The 25,455-nt window shown below is 50.2% G+C and carries 23 protein-coding genes; 11 read left to right on the top strand and 12 right to left on the bottom strand.

Annotated features, from left to right (window positions below):
• Nucleotides 1-6: 6 nt before the first annotated feature.
• The 4 genes from BZG20_RS14465 to BZG20_RS14450 are packed head-to-tail and all read right to left on the bottom strand — an operon-like array spanning nucleotide 7 to nucleotide 4,036.
• A complete protein-coding gene (locus BZG20_RS14465) occupies nucleotides 7-672 on the bottom strand; it encodes a transglutaminase-like cysteine peptidase (RefSeq protein ID WP_046075590.1) in 666 nt (221 codons plus the stop codon).
• Nucleotides 673-685: 13 nt separating this feature from the next.
• Nucleotides 686-1,294: an OmpA family protein gene (locus tag BZG20_RS14460; RefSeq protein ID WP_077579442.1), complete on the bottom strand. Its 609-nt coding sequence runs from the start codon at nucleotides 1,292-1,294 to the stop codon at nucleotides 686-688.
• A complete protein-coding gene (locus BZG20_RS14455) occupies nucleotides 1,291-2,619 on the bottom strand; it encodes a TolC family outer membrane protein (protein WP_077579441.1) in 1,329 nt (442 codons plus the stop codon). Before BZG20_RS14455 ends, BZG20_RS14460 begins: the two co-directional genes overlap by 4 nt.
• Before the next feature lie 16 nt (nucleotides 2,620-2,635).
• The gene (locus tag BZG20_RS14450; RefSeq protein WP_077579440.1) at nucleotides 2,636-4,036 is read right to left on the bottom strand and encodes an HlyD family type I secretion periplasmic adaptor subunit; all 1,401 of its coding nucleotides are present in this window, start codon (nucleotides 4,034-4,036) and stop codon (nucleotides 2,636-2,638) included.
• Nucleotides 4,037-4,280: 244 nt separating this feature from the next.
• On the opposite strand from BZG20_RS14450, the gene pdxH reads away from it, so the two are divergent.
• On the top strand, nucleotides 4,281-4,919 hold the full coding sequence (pdxH, locus tag BZG20_RS14445; RefSeq protein ID WP_046075586.1) for a pyridoxamine 5'-phosphate oxidase: 639 nt from the start codon (nucleotides 4,281-4,283) through the stop codon (nucleotides 4,917-4,919).
• Between the two features lie 96 nt (nucleotides 4,920-5,015).
• Here the strand turns inward: pdxH and BZG20_RS14440 are convergent, their stop codons facing one another.
• Together BZG20_RS14440 and BZG20_RS14435 are read right to left on the bottom strand one after the other, a co-directional pair.
• Nucleotides 5,016-5,714: a helix-turn-helix transcriptional regulator gene (locus tag BZG20_RS14440; protein ID WP_077579439.1), complete on the bottom strand. Its 699-nt coding sequence runs from the start codon at nucleotides 5,712-5,714 to the stop codon at nucleotides 5,016-5,018.
• 516 nt (nucleotides 5,715-6,230) lie between these two features.
• The gene (locus tag BZG20_RS14435; protein ID WP_077579438.1) at nucleotides 6,231-8,084 is read right to left on the bottom strand and encodes an SUMF1/EgtB/PvdO family nonheme iron enzyme; all 1,854 of its coding nucleotides are present in this window, start codon (nucleotides 8,082-8,084) and stop codon (nucleotides 6,231-6,233) included.
• Between the two features lie 583 nt (nucleotides 8,085-8,667).
• Between BZG20_RS14435 and BZG20_RS14430 the strand changes: the two genes are divergently transcribed.
• The 4 genes from BZG20_RS14430 to putP all read left to right on the top strand — a co-directional run bounded on the left by BZG20_RS14430 (nucleotide 8,668) and on the right by putP (nucleotide 15,075).
• Nucleotides 8,668-9,444, top strand: coding sequence for an AraC family transcriptional regulator (locus BZG20_RS14430; protein WP_077579437.1), 777 nt, complete (start codon nucleotides 8,668-8,670; stop codon nucleotides 9,442-9,444).
• Nucleotides 9,445-9,675: 231 nt separating this feature from the next.
• Complete coding sequence (putA, locus tag BZG20_RS14425) at nucleotides 9,676-12,789, top strand: bifunctional proline dehydrogenase/L-glutamate gamma-semialdehyde dehydrogenase PutA (RefSeq protein WP_077579436.1); 3,114 nt, start codon at nucleotides 9,676-9,678, stop codon at nucleotides 12,787-12,789.
• A gap of 31 nt (nucleotides 12,790-12,820) precedes the next feature.
• Entirely contained in the window at nucleotides 12,821-13,531 is a 711-nt protein-coding gene (locus tag BZG20_RS14420) for an aldehyde dehydrogenase family protein (protein ID WP_046075581.1), read from the top strand.
• A gap of 47 nt (nucleotides 13,532-13,578) precedes the next feature.
• The gene (gene putP / locus BZG20_RS14415) at nucleotides 13,579-15,075 is read left to right on the top strand and encodes a sodium/proline symporter PutP (protein WP_046075580.1); all 1,497 of its coding nucleotides are present in this window, start codon (nucleotides 13,579-13,581) and stop codon (nucleotides 15,073-15,075) included.
• 78 nt (nucleotides 15,076-15,153) lie between these two features.
• On the opposite strand, the gene BZG20_RS14410 is transcribed toward putP, so the two are convergent.
• A complete protein-coding gene (locus BZG20_RS14410) occupies nucleotides 15,154-18,000 on the bottom strand; it encodes a ligand-binding sensor domain-containing diguanylate cyclase (RefSeq protein WP_198531500.1) in 2,847 nt (948 codons plus the stop codon).
• A 269-nt stretch (nucleotides 18,001-18,269) separates the two neighbouring features.
• On the opposite strand from BZG20_RS14410, the gene BZG20_RS14405 reads away from it, so the two are divergent.
• Entirely contained in the window at nucleotides 18,270-18,989 is a 720-nt protein-coding gene (locus BZG20_RS14405) for a GntR family transcriptional regulator (RefSeq protein WP_077579434.1), read from the top strand.
• On the opposite strand, the gene BZG20_RS14400 is transcribed toward BZG20_RS14405, so the two are convergent.
• Nucleotides 18,945-19,637: an HAD-IA family hydrolase gene (locus BZG20_RS14400; RefSeq protein ID WP_077579433.1), complete on the bottom strand. Its 693-nt coding sequence runs from the start codon at nucleotides 19,635-19,637 to the stop codon at nucleotides 18,945-18,947. The two genes, BZG20_RS14405 and BZG20_RS14400, sit on opposite strands and share 45 nt — an antisense overlap.
• Nucleotides 19,638-19,791: 154 nt before the next feature.
• Between BZG20_RS14400 and BZG20_RS14395 the strand changes: the two genes are divergently transcribed.
• Entirely contained in the window at nucleotides 19,792-20,487 is a 696-nt protein-coding gene (locus tag BZG20_RS14395; RefSeq protein ID WP_077579432.1) for a fumarylacetoacetate hydrolase family protein, read from the top strand.
• On the opposite strand, the gene BZG20_RS14390 is transcribed toward BZG20_RS14395, so the two are convergent.
• The 4 genes from BZG20_RS14390 to BZG20_RS14375 form a co-directional block, all read right to left on the bottom strand.
• Nucleotides 20,448-21,002: a DUF1415 domain-containing protein gene (locus tag BZG20_RS14390; protein WP_077579431.1), complete on the bottom strand. Its 555-nt coding sequence runs from the start codon at nucleotides 21,000-21,002 to the stop codon at nucleotides 20,448-20,450. The two genes, BZG20_RS14395 and BZG20_RS14390, sit on opposite strands and share 40 nt — an antisense overlap.
• Nucleotides 21,003-21,052: 50 nt before the next feature.
• A complete protein-coding gene (locus BZG20_RS14385) occupies nucleotides 21,053-21,520 on the bottom strand; it encodes a CreA family protein (protein ID WP_046075575.1) in 468 nt (155 codons plus the stop codon).
• Nucleotides 21,521-21,654: 134 nt separating this feature from the next.
• Nucleotides 21,655-21,987 (bottom strand): hypothetical protein, encoded by a 333-nt coding sequence (locus BZG20_RS14380; protein ID WP_077579430.1) that lies wholly within the window; start codon nucleotides 21,985-21,987, stop codon nucleotides 21,655-21,657.
• A gap of 92 nt (nucleotides 21,988-22,079) precedes the next feature.
• Nucleotides 22,080-22,760 (bottom strand): hypothetical protein, encoded by a 681-nt coding sequence (locus BZG20_RS14375; protein ID WP_052708106.1) that lies wholly within the window; start codon nucleotides 22,758-22,760, stop codon nucleotides 22,080-22,082.
• Nucleotides 22,761-23,226: 466 nt separating this feature from the next.
• Here BZG20_RS14375 and BZG20_RS14370 point away from each other — a divergent pair, with 466 nt between their 5' ends.
• From BZG20_RS14370 to BZG20_RS14360, 4 genes are all read left to right on the top strand, one after another.
• On the top strand, nucleotides 23,227-23,745 hold the full coding sequence (locus BZG20_RS14370) for a GNAT family N-acetyltransferase (protein ID WP_077579429.1): 519 nt from the start codon (nucleotides 23,227-23,229) through the stop codon (nucleotides 23,743-23,745).
• A gap of 185 nt (nucleotides 23,746-23,930) precedes the next feature.
• On the top strand, nucleotides 23,931-24,188 hold the full coding sequence (locus tag BZG20_RS14365; RefSeq protein WP_025744429.1) for a glutathione S-transferase N-terminal domain-containing protein: 258 nt from the start codon (nucleotides 23,931-23,933) through the stop codon (nucleotides 24,186-24,188).
• 9 nt (nucleotides 24,189-24,197) lie between these two features.
• Nucleotides 24,198-24,551, top strand: coding sequence for a hypothetical protein (locus BZG20_RS15950; protein WP_198531499.1), 354 nt, complete (start codon nucleotides 24,198-24,200; stop codon nucleotides 24,549-24,551).
• 284 nt (nucleotides 24,552-24,835) lie between these two features.
• Nucleotides 24,836-25,354, top strand: a complete 519-nt coding sequence (locus tag BZG20_RS14360; RefSeq protein ID WP_077458860.1) for an Hcp family type VI secretion system effector — start codon at nucleotides 24,836-24,838, stop codon at nucleotides 25,352-25,354.
• Nucleotides 25,355-25,455: the final 101 nt, after the last annotated feature.

Here is a 25,455-nt window from a genome sequence, read left to right as displayed (position 1 = left end):
CGGTGTTTACCTATCAAATTGTCTAATCGGTTTTTGCATCTTTAAGGTGTCGATACGGCTACGTAAATCGTTCCAAAGGCCAAGCCGGGAAGCGTTGCCTGCAAGCTCGCCTTGGCCGCGTTCTTTCATTAACCATAGTCGGCTACCATTGAAGCTATATATTGGCAGTAGATCGCGTCGTAACGACGCACGTTTAATTGTTGGATCTAAGTTATCGAGTAGCACCGGCTCGGATGATGGCGTTGGGTAATACGCAACGACCATATGAAATTGGTCGAGACGGATTGCTTTTACGTACACCAGGCGCAGTTTTTTATCATCAATGCCTAATTCGCGAAGAGAAAAATATTTTGCAATACTAAAGTCTTCACAATCACCGGCCGCTGCGCCAAGAAACTCTAAGGGCGTTGCCCAATAGTCTTTTTTTCCCCATAAGTCGATATCATCGACAAAATACAGCTGATTAAAAAAATCGTTCACTTTGCGCAGCTTTTCTTGCTCTGACACGCCTTGCGTATTTTCCACCATGTTGCGCCATGCCGTGACACGCTTACCCGCGCGTTCACCATAAAAACTCGACACTTGCCCCACCCAGCGTGACTCTTTGGTGGTCAGGCTCATCGCGCTGAGAGAGAGCAACAAACATAACCCGGCAATATGCCATTGCTTCATAAATATTTTCGCTTTAAGACTGAGGTCGACGCGTGAAGATGGTCCATGCTTTCTCGACATCCCCTTTAAAATTCAATACTTCACCACTGACTCGCCGATACTTATCGGCCGATTCACTACCATGCTTAGCGTCCGTCTCTCCTTTGGCAACCACGTCGATTCGTTGTGGTGTAATGCCACGATCGATAAGCGCACGTTTAACAGTCATTGCTCGACGATAAGAGAGCGCGTGATTGTAGGATGTCGAACCGTCCGCACTGGCGTGACCGGTTAAACGGAGCTCAGTATCAGGGTAATTCATTAGAAAGTCTGCCATAGCGTCGATATCGGTTATAGCGTCGGTCGTCACTTTTGCGGTATCGAGGGCAAAGAACACATCGATTTGTCGTGCTGATGCGGTGGGTGACGGGTGCTTGCTGGTAGGTTGAATGTAATTGGGACAGCCTTGATTATCAACGACGGCGCCGCGTGGCGTATTGGTGCATCTATCACGGGCGTTGATCACGCCATCTTGATCACTGTCGGTCACGTCATGAATTTGCTTGGCCGTAGGGGGCGGAGAGAGTGCCACCGTACATCCGGTTACGAGCACAAGAATGAGGCTCAGTCCGAATACTTTCATTCCGTTTCTCCTTCTGTCCCTTGCCACTGTTCGGGTAAGGATACTCTCAACGCTTCCAATAAATGACCGGTATTGTTGAGTAAACGATACTGTGCAAGCAAATGATCATAGTTTGCGTTTAGGTAAGCGCGCCTCGCCTCTAGTAACTCGTTTTCAGTATTTAGCAGGTCGAGCAGCGTCCGTCGTCCAATTCTAAATTGTTTTTCATACGCTTGCACTGTATCCGAAGCGGCATCAACTTGCTGCTGCAAAAGGACTTTTTGTTGCTCAGTGAGCTGAAACGCACTCCAAGCTAATCGGGTGCTTTCTTCCAATTGCCGATAGGCGTTATCAAAGATATCTTTGGTTCGATTTACCTCATAGGCGCCTCGTCGGATATCGGCTTGATCGCTACCGCCATTAAACAGTTGGTAACGCACGCGTAGCATGGCGCTAAATTCATCACTAAAATCATCCACGCCGCTGACTTCATCCGCCCAAGTTTGGCTGACTTCTAGACTGATGTTTGGGTGGTGCGCCCCTTTAAATTGTTGATACTGTGATTTTGCCGCTTCAATATCGTAACGCGCCAGCTTGAGTAGCGGGTTACGTTTGACGGCTTGTTCAAGGGCACTCTCCAGTGAGGTTGGGAGGCGAGCGTCATCAATAACGGGTTGGACAGGATTGTTTGCCGGCTCGCCAACCACGCGAAAAAATGCGGTAAAGGCATCCTCTAGATTGGTTTCAGCGGATAAGAGGTTGGCTCGGGCCCGTGCAACACGCGCTTGGACTTGGGAAAGATCGGCCGTTGAGCCGATCCCCGTATCTGCTCGGCGACGAATATCAGACAGAATCTCCTCATGTACCGTCATGTTCGCGCTAGAGAGATCTAGCACCTGTTGGGCTTTAAGTATCTCAAGATACACTTCTGCGACCTGGAGTGCTTTATCGGAGGCATCGGAACGCAGTTGAAAGCGCTGGCTCTCAGTCTCATAACGATTACGAGCAATGTTGTTGTGTGTTTGTCCATCCCACACTAATTGCCGAACGTTGAGGGTGGCATCTTTTCTCGCAAAATCGAGGTCATCTTGCGCTTGTGTTGTATCATTATCGATGCGTTCGTAGCCAACCCCCGCATTCAAATCAACGTCGGGTAGATAGTCGCCCTCACTGGCCTTTGTTCTCTCATGAAGGCTTTGCAGCTGATGAAATGCGCCACGCAACTCAGGATCCGTGGCCAGCGTTGTCACTACGGCTTGCTCAAGGGACTGGCTATGAGCCGGGGCGACTAATCCAATTGTAAGGGCGATGAACCAAAATGGTTGCCAAGGAAAGTGGTAAGCCATAAAGCCTGTTGCCTCTTTATTCGCGCAATGCTGTTTTTTGCGCGCGCGTAATGGGATTAAGTAAGTAATCCAAAACCGTGCGTTTACCCGTGATAATGTCGACGGAGGCTGTCATACCTGGAATTATGGGTAAGCTTTTTTCTGTGCCCAAGCTGTCTTTTTCGGCACGTATTTTGGCGAGATAAAAACTGTTTCCTTCTTCGTCTTCGATGGTATCAGCACTGATGGTTTCAAGCTTGCCATCCAGTCCGCCATAGACGGTAAAATCGTAGGCGCTGAATTTGACCACGGCATTAAGGCCTGGACGTAAAAAAGCAATATCTTGAGGGGCAATTTTCGCCTCAATCAAGAGGTTATCCTCGGACGGTACGATTTCTATAATGTCCATACCTGGTTGGATGACACCGCCTACTGTGTTGACGTGCAGCTTTTTAACCGTTCCATTGACAGGCGAGGTTACGACGGTGCGTGAGACTTTATCCTGTAATCCAACACGCCCTTCAGACATTGCGGCAATTTGCTTCTCTACTTGGTTGAGTCGCTCTTGCTGGTCGGTGCGAAACGTTAATGCAACATCAATACGTTGGAAAACAGCTTCGCGCAATGAGGAGACCACGGAAGGGAGAGAAAGCTGCGCTGAGGATAACTCACGCTGAGTATCATTTAATTGGCGCTGGAGCTTGAGTAAGTCGATTTTGGGGACAACGCCTTCATCGGCAAGCGGGCGTGTGATATCGAGCTCCTCTTGCGCGAATGCTTGGCTTTGCTCGAGATTCGCGATTCGAGACTCCAATTCGACAAGCTCTTGTTCCTTTTGTCGGATTTTTTGCGCGGTGACATAGAGCTGATTTTGAATATTAGAAAGCTGTTCTTGATATCGCGCTTGTGTCTGCGTGATCAAGTTTGGGCGTGTCGTGGTAAAGACGTCCGGAAACAAGAGTGGTTGGCGCTCAAGCAGAATACTTTCTCGCCATTGCTCAAAAGGCACGGTTTCATCGACACGAATAGCGGCGAGCAACGCTTGCAGGCGCAACCTATCTGCGCGTAGACCGAGCAACTCTTGTTCTCTTTCTCGGAAATTGGCGCGAAAGAGGGTATCGTCAATGAGGATAAGCCGTTGCCCTTTATTCACTTTGTCGCCTTCTTGGACTAAGAGCGCTTTGACCAAGCCCCCCTCAAGGTTTTGCACGACTTGAAGCTGTGAAGAGGGGATCACTTTTCCTTGTCCGACGGTCACTTTATCGAGCTGTGCTTGTGATGCCCAGGCTGTGGCGACAATCAAAAATAGCACGATAGTCCATAGCAAAACGCGAGCACTTTTCGGCGTGTTGAGCAAAAGTGCGGCCGTCTTGTCATCGATGTAATCGAGGTGCTCATCTCGGGGCAAGCTCGCGCGAGATTTATCACGTATCGCCATCTGACCCCCATCGGGTGTTTCACTTCCTTCAAGCTTAGTCTATGGTGCTGATTTTTTGCAGACTTTCTCACTCTCCGAGTGGGCCAGCGCGATGAAAATATAGACCGCTCACGTCGCCAAGCCTGAGCAATGAAAAACGTTGGGGTCATTGATCCCTGTTTCTGTCGCCACGGTAATAAATTGCACTTGTGTATCGTTAGGTACCTGCGCAAAATAGCTGAAAATAAACGAATTGGAGAAAGCAATGGAGTTGTCAGATATTCGAAGAGAATACACCCAAGGGGGATTGCGTCGTGACGATTTACCCGACGCGCCCATGGATTTATTTGGCCAGTGGTTACAACAAGCCATTGATACCCAAGTGCCTGATCCAACCGCAATGACTGTCGCCACTGTCGATGAAGATGGGCAACCTTTTCAGCGCATCGTTTTATTAAAAGACTTTAATCAAGAGGGGTTTGTTTTTTACACCAACTTGGGGAGTCGCAAAGCGCTACATTTGAAAAAAAACAGCAAGATTAGTTTGCACTTTCCTTGGCATTTTATTGAGCGACAAGTCCATATTATGGGTGAGGCGGAGCCTCTGAGTAAAAAAGAGGTATTTAAGTATTTCACTTCCCGCCCCAAAGAAAGCCAGATCGCGGCATGGGCAAGCAAGCAAAGCGAACGCTTATCAGCACGCTCGGCGTTAGAAGGCAAGTTTTTAGAGCTGAAAAAGCAGTTCGAGAAAGGGGAAGTGCCTGTCCCTACATTCTGGGGCGGCTATCGAATCAAGCCCCAAAGTATTGAGTTTTGGCAAGGTGGCGAGCACCGCTTGCACGACCGTTTCTTATATCAGCGCCAAGAGGGTGATCGCTGGGCGATTGAGCGCCTAGCGCCGTAGCTTGTGACGCGGCCTTGACGATAGCGGTGGGAGACGCCATCTCGTCCTCCCAGAATGACGGCGAGATGGCGCATGGTTGAGTTGGGGGCTGCTTGGTTAATCTCGCAGCACCACAGACAATTGTCGGGTTAATAAGCTTTCGGGAATCGCGGAGCCAAACCCTTGCGCGAGCGCATGCTCTAATAAACCTGCTTTGGAGTCGACATCGAACTTTTCGCGTAAATGCGCAAAGTGGTTCTCAATGGTTTTGACGGACACCGACAATGTCTGTGCGATCAATTGCGGTTTCTTACCATGCAGATGAAGGAAAAGGACCTCCCGCTCTCGTGACGTCAGGTGTACCTGAGAGTCACTATGGTGATGATCGGACAAGGCCTGTTCAGGGTGGGTGACGGCACGGCACACCCAATGCCCGACTTCTAAAATAGCGGTATCACTGAGCTCCTGGCCACAGAACATGACCCCACAAATATGCCCCTTTTCATTGAACCAAGGTGTTTTGGTAAACAGGTGCGCATGCCAACGGCCATTGGCATAAGGATGAATATCGAGCACACGGAGTCGCTTGCCTGTTTTCATCACATATTGGTCTTGCGCTTGAAATTGATCGGCGCAACGCGTGGTGGGGCAGGGCATATCATGGTCGGTTTTGCCTATGCAGTCTTGCGGTTGTGTGAGGCCCATGAGGCGGCAGTATTCACTATTGGCGTAGACAAACACCGACTGAGTATCTTTGCAGCCCCAGCAGCCAGGTAATTGCTCTAGCATAGACAGAGCAGGGGGAACGTGACTCATATTGCTTACCCATTCATTGTTATTATTATTGGACGCAAGCGCCCATCAAGATATAGAAAAACGGACAAGCTATTGGAGCATAAAAAAAAGCCGGCATAAAGCCGGCAAAGACAAGATTTCCCTTTCAGGACATATCCTGTACGACGTGTAGAAGAGGTTGTCGAGATACCAAGCGGATGTCTGAGGGTAAGTGACGACGCTGGTATCTGACTGCACCTAACAGTGTTAGGAACTGCTATAAACGCATTCATCGGGACAAATCGCGTTTACGGGGTTTACTATATCCAGAAGACTAGACGTTGGGTAGGGGGGATTTGACCTATTGACATCGAATCAAGCAACTTAATATAAAGATTGTTAGTTTTCGCTCGTTCAATCAGGCTTGATCTTGTTTAGGTTGTGTCGGTGTCTAGGGTCAAAAGCATTAAGACAAAATGGCTTGCCCCCAAACAAAAAACGCCGCTACGAATAGCGGCGTTTGTTTCTACCATGGTGATGAGGCTCAGTGTGACGAGATTAAGGGGTTTTGATATCTCGCACCACGCGGAACCCAAGGTAGTTAGCGCTGGTGTTTTCGCCTAACTCCAAACGCTCGGAAACGCGTGAGCGTTGAGGTGAAAAGTTCCACGCACCGCCACGAGCGACAGGCGTATCATTGCTCACCCACTCCCAAACATTCCCCGCGGTGTCATAAACACCGAATGGGTTAGGCGGAAAGCTTTTAACCGGTGAGGTGCGGTCGTTTGACCATACTGTGCCGCTCCAGCCTGTATTGGCGTTGCCGACACCGATTTCATTGCCCCACCAGTAATCGCTTTCCGTACCACCACGGGCGGCCACTTCCCACTCAACATCGTTTGGAAGTGCGTAGCGCTGCCCCGTTTGTTGGCTTAGCCACTTGGTGTAAGCCTCGGCATCATCTTTATTCACACAAACGACCGGAGAGTCAGCCGCTTGATCAAAGCCGGGTTGACGCCAATCTGTCTCTAGGCTTTGGTTGATCTCGCCATTCACCAGCATATTGCAGCCATTGCCTTGTTCAGCCGCGGTGACATAACCGGAGGCTGTCACAAAGGCGTCAAATTGCTCCACCGTGACGGGCGTTGCGCCCATCGCAAATGATTGCTGAATAGCCACATTTTCACGTGCATCTGGCCCTACTTTGTATTCGCCAGCGCCGATCACCACCATTTGCGGTGCTTCGAGATTGTTGGCAACAGGGTCAGTGAACTTTTTACCTGGGCTTGGCGGCTGATTAGGCTGCTCTTTCAGTTTGGCCCACACTACTTGATCTTTACCGAGGTAGACTTCGCGATCATAAGGCACAAAACCAGGTTTAGTGACCGTTAAGTCATGATTGCCCACTGGCAGCATGAGTTCTACGGGCGTACTTCCGTATGACACATCATTAATGGTCACACTGTCATCGTAACGATTAGACCGTATTGTCACGTTAACCCAGCGTTTCGCCTGCTGTTTACGATTGGCTTGCTGCTGTGCTTGGGTGGTTTCAACACAGTATCTGTCTTCAAGATCAAGCAGTCGACATGCCGCCGTTTTATCAGGACGGCTTACCAGCTCCGCTTTAATACGCGTTTTGTAGTCCATGCCACCGGTAAAGCCTGCGTCAACGACTTCACTGTTAGTGACGTGGATATTAAACGCGACTTTATCGATGTTTTGCTTCACTGCATTGGATTCGGTGACAAAGTCCGTTACCTGGCCTCGGAAGTCACGAATCGCTTTTTGCATGGTCAGCGTCTCACCTTGGTTCGCGCACGCCGACAATGTCATGTTGGGCGAACAGGTCAAGCTATGGACAACTTCAATAGTGTCTTTTTGGGTGAGCTCTTTACGTAGACGTTCCGCGCGTGCTTCGCGCATGGCCTCATGTAAATTCTCAAGGGTTGTTGCCAATAGCGCTTGTTCTCGTTCAAGTTTCGCCAGTCGTTTCTTCTGCTCGATAATGGCGGACTCGTTGGCAGCTTGTGTTTGCTGGTGGTTGTTCACCTGCTGCCATGCTTGTTGGTAGGCCTGCTGATACGGGCTGATATCTGTGCTCGGATCGGCAATTAAATCCTGAAATTTCGCATCCAGCTCTGCTTTAGCATTACTGCGTTTGCGTTTCAGGTTGCTCAGCTCATCTTCTAACGTCGCGCGCTTGACCAAAAGGTCATCCAATTTCGCCTGCTGCAGAGCCAGTTCATCGTTTCGAGCCTCCAACGTATCTTCTTTATCGCGGAGTTTCTCAACCAACTCACTGACCGGATCGAGATTATCAGCGGAAGACGCGTTTTCAGCGAACGCCAACTCGGTTAGCAGTAGGGGAGGGAGCGCTAAGCATAACGCTTTTATATATTTCGTTGTCATAGTTCCCTTGCTTACGCATGTCGCAATAATAATACCTATGTCCAAAAAGTAGACTATCACGGAAACCCGCGTTGCCACGCAAACCGTGCTAATTATTTGACGGCAGTCAGCATTCTGCGACGTGATCGGTGCAACTGTGCTCATGGTTTTTATGTTTATGCGAGATTACCTTAAGCGGTGGCTTGCTTCAAATAAGATTGCGTGAAGACACGATAAAACGGAAGAATGATCAAGGTGTTGATCCCCTTTGATCGCCTCGAAACAATGATCAAGTCAGTGAGGCTTTCATCGAATAAGGTTTAAACGTTTGAATTTTATATTTTTTATCTATTTTTGTGGTGGTTTTTTTATCGCGTTACATCCGGCTTTCATCCGATCAACAAGAAATACATGAGGGATCCTTCGCATTTTTAGCGTCAAAATGACAGAGGCCGTAAAAAATGCACTACTTGATCATTGTTCCGTAAAGTTGAGAATAAGCACATAGAATCCAGTCGCACACGGGTGATAAGCGTGCCAGAATGAGGAAAAGGCACTTGAATGTTTGGCGGCAAACCCGTAATCCGCACCAAGAGGGATAGCCATGGTGGTGAAAACACCCAAAGTCTCTGAAGTGATCGCCTTGCCTCGGCAACAGCTTCACCATAGCCATGAGTACAAGCAGGTCGTGATTGGTCTGCAAGGGCAAACGGAATTCGATGTTGATGGGCGTGGCAGTCTGGTTGGCCCAGGCCAAGGCTGTTTGGTGGAGGAATCACAAGAGCATGCATTTACCGGGGTTGGACGTAATGAAATTCTGGTGATTAATCTTCCATACCAAGAATGGGTGGGGCATGCGTCCATGCATGACAACATTGCGCGTTTGTTTAGTCGCGAGCCTTACTTCCAACTCGACACTCACGCGCAAATGCTGATCAAGGCGCTGACCGCAGAGATGATCGCCAACCCGTCTGATTTGCTGCTTAGCCGCGCTTGTGCGGATACGCTGATGTGCGTGTTACATCGCCATTTCCGTGACCATGTTTCTCCGCGACGTGATGGTCACCGTTTAAACATGGATATCATTGACCGTTATATTCATCAGCACATCAGCCGCAAAATCTCGGTGGCGCAGTTAGCGGGCAGTGTTTTTCTGGCTGAAAGCCAATTCCACCAGTTATTTAAAGAGCAGGTGGGCACCACGCCACATCAATATGTGCTTGAAAAACGCTTTGCCTTAGCGAAACAACTGATTAAAGAAAGTGAATTGACCATGGCACAAATTGCCGATAGCTGCGGTTTCTCTAGCCAAAGCGGTTTCACTAATGCATTTTCTCGCTATTTTGGCCTTTCTCCTGCCAAGTTTAAGGGCTCGGTTTAAGCTTGGCCCAATATGCTTTCGCCGTCTCAGGCATCAATAATATGCACTTCATTTGTTATGCCATTATGGCGATCGACAGCTTTATTTGTTAATCATCGGAGGATTTTGCAATAATGCCGGTGTATTTTGTAAGACCCTACTGATAGACCACGCATAGAATCGATCGCAAAGTAACAATGACGTAACATTTTTCCTGCCCGAGTTTGGGAGGACGTGAGTGAGGATACCACTATGTTTAAAGCCATCGATGCTATGCAGCCCTCGTTTATCGAGCGCCCACTAGCGCAGATCTGGTCTGAAATCTCTCCGCTGTATTGCGTTGACGAAAGCCTATGGCTTCAACAGTTAATTCCCTTAGCGGAAGCCACTGACAGTGAGCGTGAGCAAACACGTCGTCAAGCCACGCAGTTGATTGAGCAGGTACGGGCGGATAAAAAAGCCGTTCAAATGATTGATGCGCTCTTGCTTGAGTACAGCCTGGATACCCGTGAAGGGATTTTGTTGATGTGTCTGGCTGAAGCGCTGATGCGCATCCCTGATTCGCACACCGCCGATGCACTTATCCGCGATAAACTGAGTGTTGCTGACTGGAAAGCCCATTTGCGCCACTCTGACTCCCTGTTTGTTAATGCCTCAACGTGGGGACTGATGCTCACCGGAAAAGTGGTGACTTTGGATGAAAGCACCGAAGGGAAACCAGCCTCTGTTATAAACCGTCTTGTTAACAAAATGTCCGAGCCGGTGATTCGCCAAGCCATGCATCAGGCGATGAAAATCATGGGCCACCAGTTCGTGCTTGGCCGTGATATTGATGAGGCGCAAAAGAACGGTGAAGGCCCCCGCAATAACGGCTTTACCTACTCATTCGATATGTTAGGGGAAGCGGCACTCACTCAAGAAGATGCTAAAGCCTACTTAGCGGACTACTTACAAGCCATTGAATCTGTGGGCGAAGCCAAATCTAGCTACCAAGGTCCATCGCCGTCGGTGTCGATTAAGCTGTCGGCTTTGCATCCGCGCTATGAAGCAGCCAACTACGATCGCATGATGAACGAAATGTTCGACACTGTGTTGGTACTGCTCAAGCGTGCCCGTGAAAAAGATGTGGCGATCACCATTGATGCTGAAGAAGCGGATCGTCTAGAACTCTCGCTAGCCCTATTTGAAAAGCTATATCGCGATCCTGTGGTTCAGGGCTGGGGTAAATTTGGTTTGGTGGTGCAAGCCTATTCAAAACGTGCGCTCCCTGTGATTACTTGGTTAGCGGCGTTAGCAAAAGAGCAAGGTGATGTGATCCCAATGCGCTTGGTAAAAGGGGCGTACTGGGATAGCGAGATTAAACTGTGCCAGCAAGGTGGACACCATGGCTATCCGGTATTCACCCGTAAAGAGGCGACTGATGTCTCATATCTCGCCTGTGCCCGTTTTCTGTTGAGCGAGCATGTCCGCGGCCTCATTTATCCGCAATTTGCCAGTCATAACGCCCATACCATCGCCGCGATAGCCTCGATGGCAACCCATCAAGACTTTGAGTTCCAGCGCCTTCATGGCATGGGTGACGCGCTGTACAACCATGCAAAAGCCTTATTTAACACCGAGGTGCGCATTTATGCCCCAGTGGGCAGCCACAAAGACTTGCTCCCTTATTTGGTGCGTCGCTTACTGGAAAATGGCGCAAATAGCTCGTTCGTTCACCGTTTGGTCGACGCGCGTTGCCCGATTGATGATCTTATCGCCGATCCTGTCGATACATTGCGTGCCAATCAAACACTGCATAACGATCGTATCCCCTTGCCGTTAGATATCTTTGGCGCGTCGCGTAAGAACTCTCAAGGCGTAGCCACTGATATCGACTCAGAATGGCAACCATTCACTGCAAGCGTTGCGCCTTTTATGAGCGCGTACCAATGGCAGGCCGGCCCCATTGTCAATGGCCAGCGTCTGGCTGGCGATACGCATCCTATCGCTGCGCCTTATGATCGCGAGGAGCCTGTCGGCCAAGTTGACTGGGCGACGTCTGATCAGGTGAACAATGCACTCGATATTGCCGCGAATGCTTACCCAGAGTGGTCGAAAACAGCGGTTAGTGAGCGTGGTAAGTACTTACTTGACCTGGCTGATAAACTCGAAGCGAATTTGGGTGAATTGGTGGCGATTTGTCATCGCGAAGCCGGTAAAACGATTCACGACAGCATTGATGAAGTGCGTGAAGCGGTCGACTTTTTGCGTTACTACCCCGAGCAGGCCGAAGCGTTGCAGGGCGAGCCGCTTTCATACACAGGCTTTGACGGCCAGATACAGTCCGTAAGCTATCAAGGTCGTGGCGTATTTACCTGTATTAGCCCGTGGAACTTCCCATTGGCTATCTTCTTGGGGCAAGTCAGTGCGGCGCTGGTAGCTGGCAATACCGTGGTGGCAAAACCGGCAGAGCAAACCTCCATTATCGCTTATCGCGCGATAGAGTTGCTACTTGAAACCGGGATCCCAGCTGGCGTTATCCAACTGCTCCCGGGCAGTGGACCTGTGGTGGGTGCGCCATTGACCGAAGACAGCCGCATTGCCGGTGTGGCATTCACAGGGTCAACGCCCACTGCTCAGCGTATCACACGTACATTGGCTGAGCGTGACGCTGATCCTGTGCCTGTGGTGGCAGAAACCGGCGGACAAAACGCCATGCTGGTAGACAGTACCGCGTTACCTGAGCAAGTGGTGCGTGATGTATTGCGCTCAGCGTTTGCGTCCGCGGGTCAGCGCTGTTCAGCCCTGCGTGTTCTATACATTCAAGAGGATATCGCAGACCGTGTGATTAGCCTGATTAAAGGCGCAATGGCTGAGTTGTCGGTGGGGCGACCAGAGCGCCTTTCTACCGATGTCGGTCCGGTGATTGATCAAACCGCGAAAGACAAATTGCTTGCTCACATTGAACAAATGAAGCGCAGCGGCAAATTGGTCACCCAAGTCCCGCTCTCGTCTGAGTGTGATAAAGGCACCTTTGTCCCGCCAACGGCCTTTGAAATTCGCAGCATTGACCAGCTGAGCGAAGAGCACTTTGGTCCGATTTTGCACATTGTTCGTTATCGCGCAAACGAACTCGACAAAGTGATTGATGATATCAACCGCACTGGTTTCGGTCTGACAATGGGTGTGCATAGCCGTAATGAAACCACATGTGCTCATATTGAGCACCGAGCGCGCGTGGGTAACTGCTATGTAAACCGCGATCAAGTCGGCGCGGTAGTTGGGGTTCAGCCATTTGGTGGCCGTGGCCTGTCAGGCACCGGCCCGAAAGCGGGCGGACCACATTATCTCTACCGCTTTACACAAGCGTCAGTAAACGTTCAATAAGTCGGTTGGTATCAAGATCAGGAGAAGCGTGATGGAGCAATTAAATAACGTTTTAGAGCAGTGTGACGCGGTATGGGAAGACTGGAACGATCAAACCGTTGCTGGCCGCATCACTTTACTACAGCGGTGGTCTGAAACCGTTGCCGCACGGGGCGATGACTTTGCCCAAGCGGCGAGCATGATCCGTTTTCAGTGCGACAGCGCAGAGCGGCTGCTCAACAAAGTACATGAATTACCAGGGCCAACGGGGGAAACTAACGAGCTCTATACCGCCGGGCGTGGCACCGTCGCGGTGACGGGCGATGCCTCGCTGACGTCCGTTGCCTTATGTGGCCAGTTAGCCGCCGCCTTGGTCGCTGGTAATTGTGTGGTAGTGAGTGTTGAGGGCACTCACGCTGATATGGTCGACGCTGTACTGGCCGACCTCATTAAAGCCGGATGCCCAGACCGTGTGGCGGTTCGCGTTGGTATTGACGCGCTCAGCGATCTGCTGGTTCATCCGCATATCGTCGGGTTGGCAACGACAGGGGAGGACGCACATGTGCGACATGTCAATCGCCAGCTCGCACAACGTAAGGGTGTGATTGCCACACTGGTTGCGGAAACTGACACGGCTGACTATCCCGTGATCGGCACGCCTGACTATGTGTTGCGTTTTGTGACCGAATGCACCCGAACCATAAATATCACTGCTGTAGGTGGTAATGCCACGCTTCTGGAACTCGGCAGTGGTGAACATTAACTTTCCAGAAATGGCCCCGGTTGGGGCCATGTAATTGAGGGACAGATATGATAGACAATAGCTATGCCATCAGTGCAACCTTTCTGGCATATCTCATCATGATGCTTGCCATTGGTGTATATGCCTACAAACGCACATCCAACTCCGAAGACTACTTCCTCGGGGGGCGTTCTTTAGGCCCATGGCCTGCTGCATTGTCAGCGGGTGCATCAGATATGAGTGGTTGGTTGCTGCTTGGCCTTCCTGGCTATGCCTACGCTGCGGGAATGGAATCACTTTGGTTAGCAGGCGGTTTGCTGTTAGGGACTTACCTGAACTGGTTAATTTGTGCCAAACGCCTGCGTACATACAGTATTGAAGCAGATAACGCATTGACGTTACCGGAGTTTTTTGCCCGCCGTTTTGAAGATAAATCAAAACTGCTGCAAACCATCTCTGCTTTCTTCATTTTGCTTTTCTTCCTTTTCTACACCAGCTCCGGCTTGGTTGCAGGCGGCAAACTCTTCACCACGGTGTTTGGGTTTGATTACACCACTGCGGTGGTCATTGGCACCATCTGTGTTGTGTCTTACACCTTGTTCGGCGGCTTCTTGGCGGTATCTTGGACTGACTTGGTACAAGGTTTGTTGATGGCGGCAGCCCTGCTGATTGTGCCTTTCGTGATCATGGACGGGAGCATCTTTAAGCTTGGCAGCGATGTGGCGGCTGTTAACCCTGAGTTGATGACGCTTTGGCGTGATGTTGAGGGCGAGCCGCTATCTTGGATCGGCATTGTATCGCTGGCCGCATGGGGACTGGGTTACTTTGGACAGCCACATATTTTGGCACGTTTCCAAGCCACCCGTTCAAACAAAGACATCACTACCGCGCGCCGTATAGCCGTTGGTTGGTCTGCGCTGTCAATGTTTGGTGCGGTGCTTATCGGGCTGGTGGGCATTTTGTACGTACAAAACGACATGACAGCCGATCTGAAGGATGGCGAGAAAATCTTCATGCTTCTCGTTAACGCGGCATTCCACCCTGTTATCGCAGGTATCCTGCTTGCCGCCATTTTGGCTGCGATCATGAGTACCGCGGATTCACAGCTACTGGTTTCGTCGTCTGCGTTAGCGGAAGATTTCTATAAGCAAGTGTTCCGTCCTGATGCTTCTACGCAAGAAGTGGTGATGGTTGGTCGCGGCGCTGTTATCTTACTCTCGGCGATTGCGCTTGGCTTAGCGATGGATCCAGAAAGCTCAGTCCTCGGCCTCGTGTCGTATGCATGGGCGGGCTTTGGGGCTGCCTTTGGCCCAGCACTGCTGCTCAGTCTGTTCTGGCGTGACATGAACCGTAACGGTGCACTGACAGCGATTTTGGTCGGCGGCGTGACAGTTGTGGTATGGAAACAGCTTTCAGGCGGCATTTTCGATTTGTATGAAATCGTTCCTGGCTTTATCTTTGCTGGATTGGGCGCGATTGTGGTGAGTAAAGCAACCGGTGGCCCAAGCGAGTCGGTATCAAAACAATACGAGTCTTATGAAAAGAGCTTAGAAACCATGGCCTAAGCCTTGGCCATAAAGCCTCTATTCAAAGCATCGTATAAAGGAGCGCATTCGCGCTCCTTTTTTCTTTGGCGTTCACGTTTAGGATGGCTGTGACTCGTGTCCGCTACGTTGGCGCACACAGTTCCGTCCGTCACGCTTGGCACGGTACAAGGCTTGGTCAGCTTGCTTGAGGCCATCGACATAATCGCTAGCCTGATGATTGCCAGCCACACCAATGCTGACCGTCACTTTTAATGACGGCGCAATGTCGTCAAGGGTCAATGCCGCGATACGACGGCGTAATCCATCAAAGTAGTGATAACCATCGGCCGGTGTCCCTGCAAACAGTAACGTAAATTCCTCGCCGCCCCAGCGGGCGATATGACTTAATTGCTCGCGTTCTTTATCTAAAAAGCTTCCGATTCGTTGGATAATCTGGTCGCCAACCAGGTGTGAATGCTGATCGTTGATGCGCTTAAAATGATCAATATCTAAAATCGCTACTTGCAAGGGCTGCCCCGACTGGTTGGCTTCATCAAAGGCCAGGTGCCAGTATTCGTCAAAGGCGCGTCGATTCGCAAGGCCGGTTAATGCATCCTCTTTCGACATACGTTCAAAATCGTCAGCTTGCGCTTGTAGCGCGTGTGTTTTCTCTTCCACCAGCGCTTTTAGCTGCGCCTCTTTTTGTTGCATTCGGCGGATTCGCCACATAAAGGCGCCGTAGGCGAGGGTGACTAAGGCCAAGAACCCCAGCGCACGTATATCTGACCGTTGCCAAAGCGAGGGGGTCACACTGAAGCGATAGCTAAGCACATCATCACTCCAGTTGCTATAGGGGTAGCGAGCACTGACTTTAAAGGTGTAGTCACCCGGTGGTAAATTCGTATATTCGGCAATATGGTTTTCGTGACGGTAGGCCCATTCAGACTCAAAGCCCTCTAGTTGGGTGCGGTACTGGATTTGTTCTGGCATGGTATAGCCAAGCGCAGCATAGGAAAAGGAGACGCGATTGGTACCAGCAGGAGCTCTGTTGCTCGCCTCTGGGTTAATCGCTTGGCCATCAAAGTGCACGTTCTGCATCACGATCGGCAAGGGCTGGCTGAGCATCTGTGACAATCGAGCGGGTTTAACACTCGTCACGCCTTGGGCGGTGGCGAAGATAATATCGCCTGCCGCGGTTTTTGTCGCCGCAGGATTAGAGCCGCCGTTAGCCTGACTATTCAGCATGCCATCGCTTTGATCATAATGCTCAAAGTCAATACGCGCGCGGGTTTTATCCGCCACTTGATGCGCGTGATGATAGTTGACCCGCCAGATCCCTCGGTTACTGGACAACCAAAAACTTTGGTCATCGCCTTTGATGATTTGAAAGAACTTATCAATCGGTAGACCATGTGGTCGGCCGACTAACGCGAGTTGGCTATCAGATTGTCGATAACGGACAATACCCCGATCAGTGGCCATCCATACGTAGCCAGGCTCGTGAAAAAAGCCAAAAACATACTGCGCTTGCTCTTGATCGGTGAAATCGAGCGGCGTGATGGTCTCATTGATCAGATACCCGGCTCCGCTGCCGGTGCCTATCCATAGCTTGCCCGTTTCATCGAACGTTAACGACATAACATAGTTACCGGGTAGGGCACTATTTTGACTATTGTAGCGTGCACGCTTTTGATAAACGGTTGACGAGTGCGCGGATTGACTGCCTGGGAGAGACGAAAACGTGACCAAGCCACGTGGTGTGCCCACCCATAATGCACCATCACGTTCGACAATCGCCCTGACTTCATTGTCAGGCAATTGATCGTTCAGTGTTTCGGCGGGAGTGAGCGCGCCTTGGTGCCAGTAGTAGAGGCCTTGTTGGTAGGTCCCCACCCATACCCCACCTTGTGCTCGAGGCGCGAGACTGAGCACCGATATGTCCTTGGCGAGTACTTTGGCATTACCTTGTACGATATCAATTTGGCTTAACCCCTCACTGGCCCCTGCCCACACCGTATTTTTATCGTCAGCAAGTACGGTGCGTACATAGTCACCGGCTAGCCCATTGTCTTTAGTCAGCGTCACAAAAGGTGCGTATCTAAGCCGCATTGCACCGCCGTTAGTGCCTATCCAAATGCTGCCCTCATTGTCTTCAAACCAGGATAATATCCGGTTGTTGGGCAGGCCGCGGTGATCGTCGAGAAAATCAATATGTTGGTCTTTCATGTGAGCAATACCGTGGCTAAGGGTCCCGAACCAATAGGCGCCACGGCTGTCTTGTTCAACCATGGTAATCGCTTGGTGGAGTAGCTCACTCGCCAGTGGCGTCCAGCGACTGTTTTTATAGCGCCAAGCGCCATTTTCGGAGCCGACTAGGAGGCTCCCATCCTGACCACTCGAGACATAAAAGGCTTTGCGAAACAGGTTGTGAAAAGAGAGAGGCGTCGCGCCGTTTTGCAAAGACAGTTGGTAGACCCCTTTTTCGGTGGCCGCATAGACTTGACCATCGGCGGTCTGGGTCAAGTGATAGCTACTGAGGGTATCGATAAATGTCTGTGGGGTGGGATCGGGTTGCGAGAGCTGTTCAGGGGCGTAGTAAGCAATCCCCATTCCCTCTACGGCTAACCACAAGCCACCTGTCTGGTCATGGAGCGCATCATTAATGAGACTGGGGGCTGTGGGAAGGCCCTGCCACGAAAAGCCTTGTCGCATCACTAAGCTGCCTCGTGCCCCTCCGGCATAAAGTTGATTGTCAGGCCCTGTCGCCAGGGCGCGCGTACCTGAATCTTTCATTTGTGTGTCAGGGCCGCGGTCAAAGCGCACAAACTCTAAACCGTTATAACGTGCCACACCCTCCCAGGTGGCAAACCACAAGTAGCCATCCGAGGTTTGGGCAATGGCATTGATGCTGTTATGCGGCAATCCGTTGGCAGAGGTCCAGGTTTCAATAAAATAATCAGACAATTGGTTATCCTTGGCATAACTGGGCGTGATATGCCCTGCCAAACCTAACCAACAAAAAAGCGTAATACACACGAGACGTCGGCCTAGTTGTGGGGAAATATGTCTCAGCGTGTTCCTTAAGTGCATCTTTTGTTCTTTGCTCCGATTCCGAGTAGACTGGCGATTCTATCTTAATCACTGTTTATTTCTTGGACATAATGGACAGGTTTTGACAGCAAATTGAGAAAGATCACACTAGCGATACAAAGATCACGCAGGCCTGACAGCTCATGATGCAATTTATGGTGATTCGCCAGCAGTTATTAGCGCAAATTGATCGCGGTTTATTGGCGCCGGACAAAAAACTCCCAGGTGAGCGCCAGCTTGCAGACACCTTTTCCACTACCCGTGTCACCTTGCGAGAGGCACTTGCAGTGCTTGAGGCGGAAGGACGCATATATCGGCGAGAGCGACGTGGCTGGTTTGTGGCGCCCACCCCTTGTGCGTATGATCCCAGCCAACTCGTCGATTGGCAGCACAATTTCTCTCAACACGGTGGCCAATTTTCTTGGCTATCGCAAAAGACGCCCATGGCGTCGGCGTCGGTGAGTGATCAGATGCAACTGCCTCCATTTGCTCAGGTCTTCGAGGGAGAGGGACTGATTCAGATCGCACAGCTCCCTGTTGGCTTTGTGCGTACGTATCTCCATCCTGATTATTTCCCCAGCATCTGGCAAACTGGCGACCAAGCAACGTTGTTAAACACGCCAGCCGATGCGGATGTGTATTGGTCGAGCACATGGGAAGCGCTAGACAGTGAGCGTGCTAGTGTATTGGCCGTGCCTGCTGGTACGCCAGTGTTAATGGTGACCCGAGAGTGGCACATCCAGCACGCCCACGGGGGCCAGACTATCCGGATTGATACGGAGTGGTGGCGGCAGCATGCGGTGACACTCTGTGGTTGCTCAGCGCGTGATGCTCAGGCTGGCCCTGTGAAAAAACGAGAGTAAGTCTTCACTTTTAAACAGCCGCGTCACCAAAGGGTGTACCGTAGTGGGTACATTGGGGTTGGGGTTAAAGTGGATGGTACGCATCTCGGCATTGATCCCCGCTTGTATGCCCTTGTTGGTGTCATCGATGAACACACACTGGGCAGTGGGGCATGCCATATTCATCGCAGCGTAGTGAAGAAGATCCGGGGCCGGCTTCCAGCTGTTAGTCTCAAAGGCACTGAATAAGCGATGCTCAAAATAGGGCAACAGCTTGGTGAGTTGAAGTGCATGGGCCATTTTTTCTACCGGACTATTTGATGCGACACAAACATCAATCCCTTGCTGTTCAAGCGCCTGTAAGACGGTTTCAATGCCCTTTACTGGCGCTAACTCAGCCTCGAAATACTGACGACATAAGTGGCGAAAACGTGGCTCGAGTTGATCAATAGGAATATGTGCGCCGCTTCGCTCGCAGGTTTGCTGGAGGACATCGGTCAGTTTTCCGCCCTCAAAATGATCGAGCGAGTCTTGCAGGTCAACACGCACACCAAAGGTAGAGAAGGTTTCTACCAAGGCTTGGTGGGATAATTTCTCTGAGTCAACTAAGGTTCCCTCGCAATCAAAAATGACGCAATGAATGGGGGGATCAAATGGATGTTGCGGCATAGGTGCTCCCTTCAATCTCTCTTTGTATCCTTGGACGAGATAGAAAAATCAACAAGTCAGTGACACGGGAAATGCCAACTGTGTCTTGCATTCTTGCCTTTTTCGTTATCAAAATTAGTCAGGGATCGACTTTTCATTAGCAAGGACAAAACCGATGCGTTATCAACATCAATGGTTAAAGAGTGGGGCGATCGATTTGCCCGTTGGACAGGTGGTGTGTGTAGGACGTAATTATGCTGCCCATGCGCGAGAGCTTAACAATCCTATTCCGGATGAGCCGGTTCTGTTTATGAAACCGCCGAGTGCAATCCAACCTCTGGATGACAAGCTGGCGATAGTGGCGTCATTTGCCCCCGTTCACTACGAAACCGAGTTGGCGGTGCTGATCACCAAACCTTTATTTCATGCCACTAAGCAAGCCGTTGAAGACGCCTTGGGCGGGATGACACTGGCGCTGGACTTGACCCGTCGTGAAACGCAAAGCCGCTTAAAACAAAAAGGGTTACCTTGGGAGCGGGCGAAAGCGTTCGCGGGGAGCGCAGCGGTTGGACGTTTTGTCGCGGTGCCTGATGATTGGCGTGAGGTCGCCTTTTCATTGTCCATCAATGGCGAGATGCGGCAGCAGGGAAATAGCGCGACCATGTTAATGTCTGTGATCACGCTTATTCAGCATATAAGCCAAACATTTTGGTTGAACCCAGGCGACATTGTGTTGACGGGCACCCCCGAAGGGGTTGGTGTGCTGGAAAACGGCGACCTTTTATCGCTGTCGCTTGAGGGGCAACACCTTGCCCAAACCCAGGTAGTGGTTCAGTCTGATGAGGCTTTTACCCAAGGAAAGAGTGCTTGACGCTCTTCGTGGGTCAGTGCTGAAACACGGGCAATGTTACGCGCGGGGATCTGTTCTGGGTCTTGGCCATAATGGGCGAGCGCGCGCGACATACTGGCCTCACGGATTAAGTGAAAGCATGGATAGGGTGAGCGATTGGTTAAGTTCTCGCTATCTTCAGGGGCGCAGCCTTCAAAACAGTAGTCGGGATGAAAACTGGCAACTTGGAAAATTCCCCGCCAGTGGTAGTGGTCAATCATCGCCTCGGTAGCATCGACTAAGTCGAGGTAGTGATCAAAGTCAGCGAGCGCGTTGGGCACCACGACCACCGTGGTATCAGTGATGGCAGGATCGGTGTGATCAAGATGGACTAAAGCCTGATAAATCGCGGTTAAAATCTCGTTATCATCTTGGGCGTCACAAATATCAATATGAATTTGTTGTTTGCGACGGGGCTTAGCAGCGAAAGGGCAAAGATTTAGCCCGATCACCACGTCATCTAGCCACGCGTTTATGTGTGTTTCTACTGTATTCATCGAGTTGTTGCCTAAATCAGCACATGCACCTAAAAGGCACGCAGCGACGATTATTGTTGTGACTGTGATTGATAGGCTTTGGTGCCCCAAAGAGGAACCGTGGACAAGCTATGCTTAAAGCTGCCGGATGTTTCTTTTGTTGAGTAAGAGAGATACATCAAGGTTTGATTTTTTACATCAAAGATCCGACGAATCTTCATCGACTTGAAGAAAATACTTTTTGATTTTCTAAATACCACTTCGCCCGATGCGCTTTTATCGATATTGGCAATCATCTCTGGCGTAATTTCACCGGTTTGACGACAAGAGATGGCACTATCACTGGGATCAGAAAAGCTTAAGTCAGCTTCAACAGAGGCGACATGGCACGTTACCCCGCTCACCACAGGATCAACAAGATGGTTAAGCTTGATGTCTTTCATGGTAAACATCCCCAAGCTTACGTCCCCAACTTCATCGTTGTCACAACCAGCCAGCGCCGCGGCTAGCGCGACTACAAATAGCATTTTTTTCATCATCAAAGCCCTTGTTTATCCGTGGCGGGAGTGTATCACAGCCTAGACGGGAGGAGGAAAAGTGTGCGTTGACCAAGAAGGCCTATGATTGTTGGTCGCCGACAAAAAGATGTAAGTCAATGGCAGGCTGTTCGCTATTACTCGCGAAACTGCGCATCTCCGTCTTGACCTGCTAGGGATTTAGGCTCGAACGTCATTAATACTTGGGCGGCATCGCAGTAGCTGCCGGTATCGGCGAATTTTTTTCGGGCTGCAGCAATTTTACGCTCGGCAATGCGCCTAACGTCTTGCGCATTAGCTTGATTACTAAACGTCATTTGCTGGCTAATCATTTCTTGGCTAAAGGTCGATTTGCAAATCGTCTCGTTTTTGTGGGTTATGACTTTGTCGGATTGAGATGAGTCATCCGAGTTTGCATAGGAAAATATAGAAAAAACAATTAAAAGGAAAACAAACGTCCGTGCCATCATCTTGGCTCCTGCTGCTCTTTTCCCCAATGATAGCATCAAGCCACGACGCCGCCTACTGGCGGCGCCGAGCAATTGTGAACGAAATTGAAGCGTTACTGAGCGGGTAAATCATGCTCCGCCGAGTGCGTGAGTGAGGCGGGAGTGGCAATATGGCCTGGCTTTACCGACTCTAACCAATAACCCAGTGCCGAGAGCCAAATGAGTGAGTATGCCACTAATTCTGTGCTTTCCTCGGCGATATTTTTAACGTCTCGCACATACATGGCTCCCATGGCTTGCTCCCATAGCTCGCCCATTCCAAATAAGCGTGAGTAAACCAGCAGTAGCCCCAATGCCACAATCAGCATCGTACTGCTTTTGGCACTCAGCGCATGGGCAAGGCTGGTGAATGTGTCACGGCCGTGTTTGATCGCTGGCCAAAGAGTTAATCCGGTGACCAGCAATGCCGGTACCTTCCAGAAACCATGCATTACGATATCGAGTGTGGCATCGAGCTCACGGATCATCAGCACTAAGAAAAAACCACTCATAAGCTTTGCTGCGTGACAAAGCGTAGGGTTGAACTTGGCGACGCGGCGAAACGTGAATACGGTGAGGATCAGCAGGAGCAACTGTGAGAGCTCAATAAGTGAAGACTCTGATGCGACATTATGCGCGGCCACACTGTAATGAATAATGCCGGCAATACCGGCGAGATAGCACGCGACAGCAAAAAACTTGCCTGCCCCTTTGAGCACGGCACGAGCAGCACATGAAGATCGTAGTAGTGTCATATCACCCTCAACTTGATAAAAACGATCAGCCCGTCCGTAGATCACGTCACGTATATGTGACCTTTATCCCAAATTTTATGACAATGATATTACGGGGCGCTTTCATAAACTGCAATAATTTATGTGACTAATGTCACTATATGTTCAGGGTGGCGTCAGGATTGTGAGCGTTTGCTCGTCAAGCGTCTAGTTGGATCGACGCAGTGTCAAAGTATTTACACTGTAAATACTTTGACGACGAGATAAGGAAACATCTTTGGCGCAGATTAACTGACAGTTATGCCTATGAAATCAAACATTTTAATTGTTTTTTACTAGGCAAGAGTAGACAATGAAGTCTGATACTTTAGATAGGGATATGCTCATGTCCACGCTCTCTGCTAGCTGCCTATGTGGTGGTTTAAAACACACCCCTAATGAGTCATTAAAACAGTTTGAACATGGGCCGGATTAATTCGGTCGTGTTATGCAGTTACTGATCCGCCCTCTTATCCTGGCTGATACGGACTTGTTGCTCCATTTTGAACAACAAAACCGTGCTTATTTTGAAACCTATATTGAATCGCGCGGTGAGGCGTTTTATCGCCGAGCAGGCGTTTATGACCACATCTGCGAATTACTTGCCTTACATCAGAAAGGACAACACGTATCGATGTTGATTACGGATGCCGAGGGCCAGCTTTTGGGACGGGTTAATATCAGCCAAATTGATGCGGTATCTGCATCAGGTTCGTTAGGGTATCGCATTGCAGAGCAACATACCGGGAAGGGGGTTGCCTCTCGAGCGGTAAAGTATGCGTTAGAGATCGCGCGCGAGCACGGACTTGTGACACTCAACGCCATGGCGTCTACGACCAACATTGCATCACAAACGGTGTTAGAGCGGAATGGGTTTAACCTATGCGATAAAAAATTCAACGTGGCACACGTGGCTGGTAAAACGATTGACTGTCTTTGTTACCGGAACACATTATCCAGTGTTTGAGTGATGAGCAAGCGACCTTGAGGTGATGGGTTAATTTCCAGTATGCACTCAGTTGCTCATTTAGTGCCAATAAAACAGGCTAATGACTAGCGTTGGGACCAAGTTCAATGCCATCATTACGTGGAATGAATTCACACATATGGCGGCATTTGAAAATCCGCCCTGATGACCTAAAAGGAAACATAATGGCTGATTTGAACGGACTAAGCTTGTATCACAAAGAGCACTGCCCATTTTGCCATAAAGTGCGTGCAGTCATGACAGAGCTCAAGTTAGATATTCCGCTGGTGGATATGAACGCTAACGCCGAAGAATGGCAACGCCTACAGACCGAAGGCGGCAAAGGCATGGTGCCTTGTCTGCGTATTGACCAAGGCGGCGAAACACAGTGGATGTATGAATCGGACGACATTATTGAATACTTGCGTGACAACTTCGCGTAATTGAACCAGATGCTGGTTACGAGGGTCGTAGTTATCGATGCGACCTTCTTTTTAAGTATTATTACCTGTATGCCTGCCTCTCCGCCTTCTTCAACGCCCTGTGCACTGTGTCAGCACTCAAGGCCGCTGACCTTCCATCACTTGATCCCCAAAACTTGTCATAACAACAAATGGTTCACCAAGCGCTTTTCCCGACCTTACATGCGTGAGCACGGTATTTGGGTATGTCGGCCTTGCCATGCTTTTATTCATCGCCAATTCAGTGAAAAACACCTGGGTCGCGTATTACACAGCCTCGACCTTTTACTCGCTGAGCCTGTGATCCAAGACTACATTCACTGGGCACGCAAACAGCGATCGTAACGAAGTAATAAGTGTGCGATGACCCACTAACAATGCCAAGTGGGTTCAAAAAAATAGCGATGAAAATGACAACACAAATACCAACTCGTTAGCCTGCTGGCTAAGCAACTTTTTGCTTGGCTTGGCAAGAAGTTGCTTGGCACGTGCAAAAAATTGGTCAGCCATATTCTAAGGTGCTGATTTATATCGACAAAAAACTTGGCATGCATTTCGCAAGATAAGACAGCGAGCAGGCACACCGCCACGGTGGCGATGTGTCTTCCATGACATACAAAGGAGCGATTATGCCAACGCCATGTTATATCTCGATTGAAGGTGAAACTCAGGGTTTGATTACTGCCGGTGCCTGCACCGCCGATTCTATCGGTGATGCGTTTGTGGAAGGGCACGAAGACGAGATGCTGGTACAACAGTTTAACCACAATGTGACCGTGCCGACGGACCCACAGTCAGGTCAACCGTCTGGCCAGCGTGTGCACAAGCCTTTCCAATTTACCGTTGCGCTCAACAAAGCGGTGCCATTGCTTTATAACGCACTGGCGTCAGGTGAGAAGATGTCAACGGTCGAGCTAAAGTGGTACCGCACCTCGATTGAAGGTAAACAAGAAAACTTCTTTACCACCAAGCTGGAAAGTGCCTCGATTGTGGACATTCACTGCGAGATGCCCCATTGCCAAGACCCGGCGAAGTCAGACTTCACCCAGAACCTGACCGTGTCGATGTCTTACCGCAAAGTGACCTGGGACCACGTCAACGCAGGCACCTCAGGCTCAGACGACTGGCGCAAGCCTATCGAAGCCTAATCTTTCATGGCGACATGAAGACACAAACAGCCTGCCTTTACGGGCGGGCTGTGGTGCGTTGAGCCAGACGGCAGGGTCTGGCTGAACGTATCAGGGTAAAC

The organism is Salinivibrio sp. IB868, from assembly GCF_001995655.1.
GTDB classification, from domain to species: domain Bacteria; phylum Pseudomonadota; class Gammaproteobacteria; order Enterobacterales; family Vibrionaceae; genus Salinivibrio; species Salinivibrio siamensis.
This window is presented reverse-complemented; position numbering and strand designations above follow the sequence as displayed.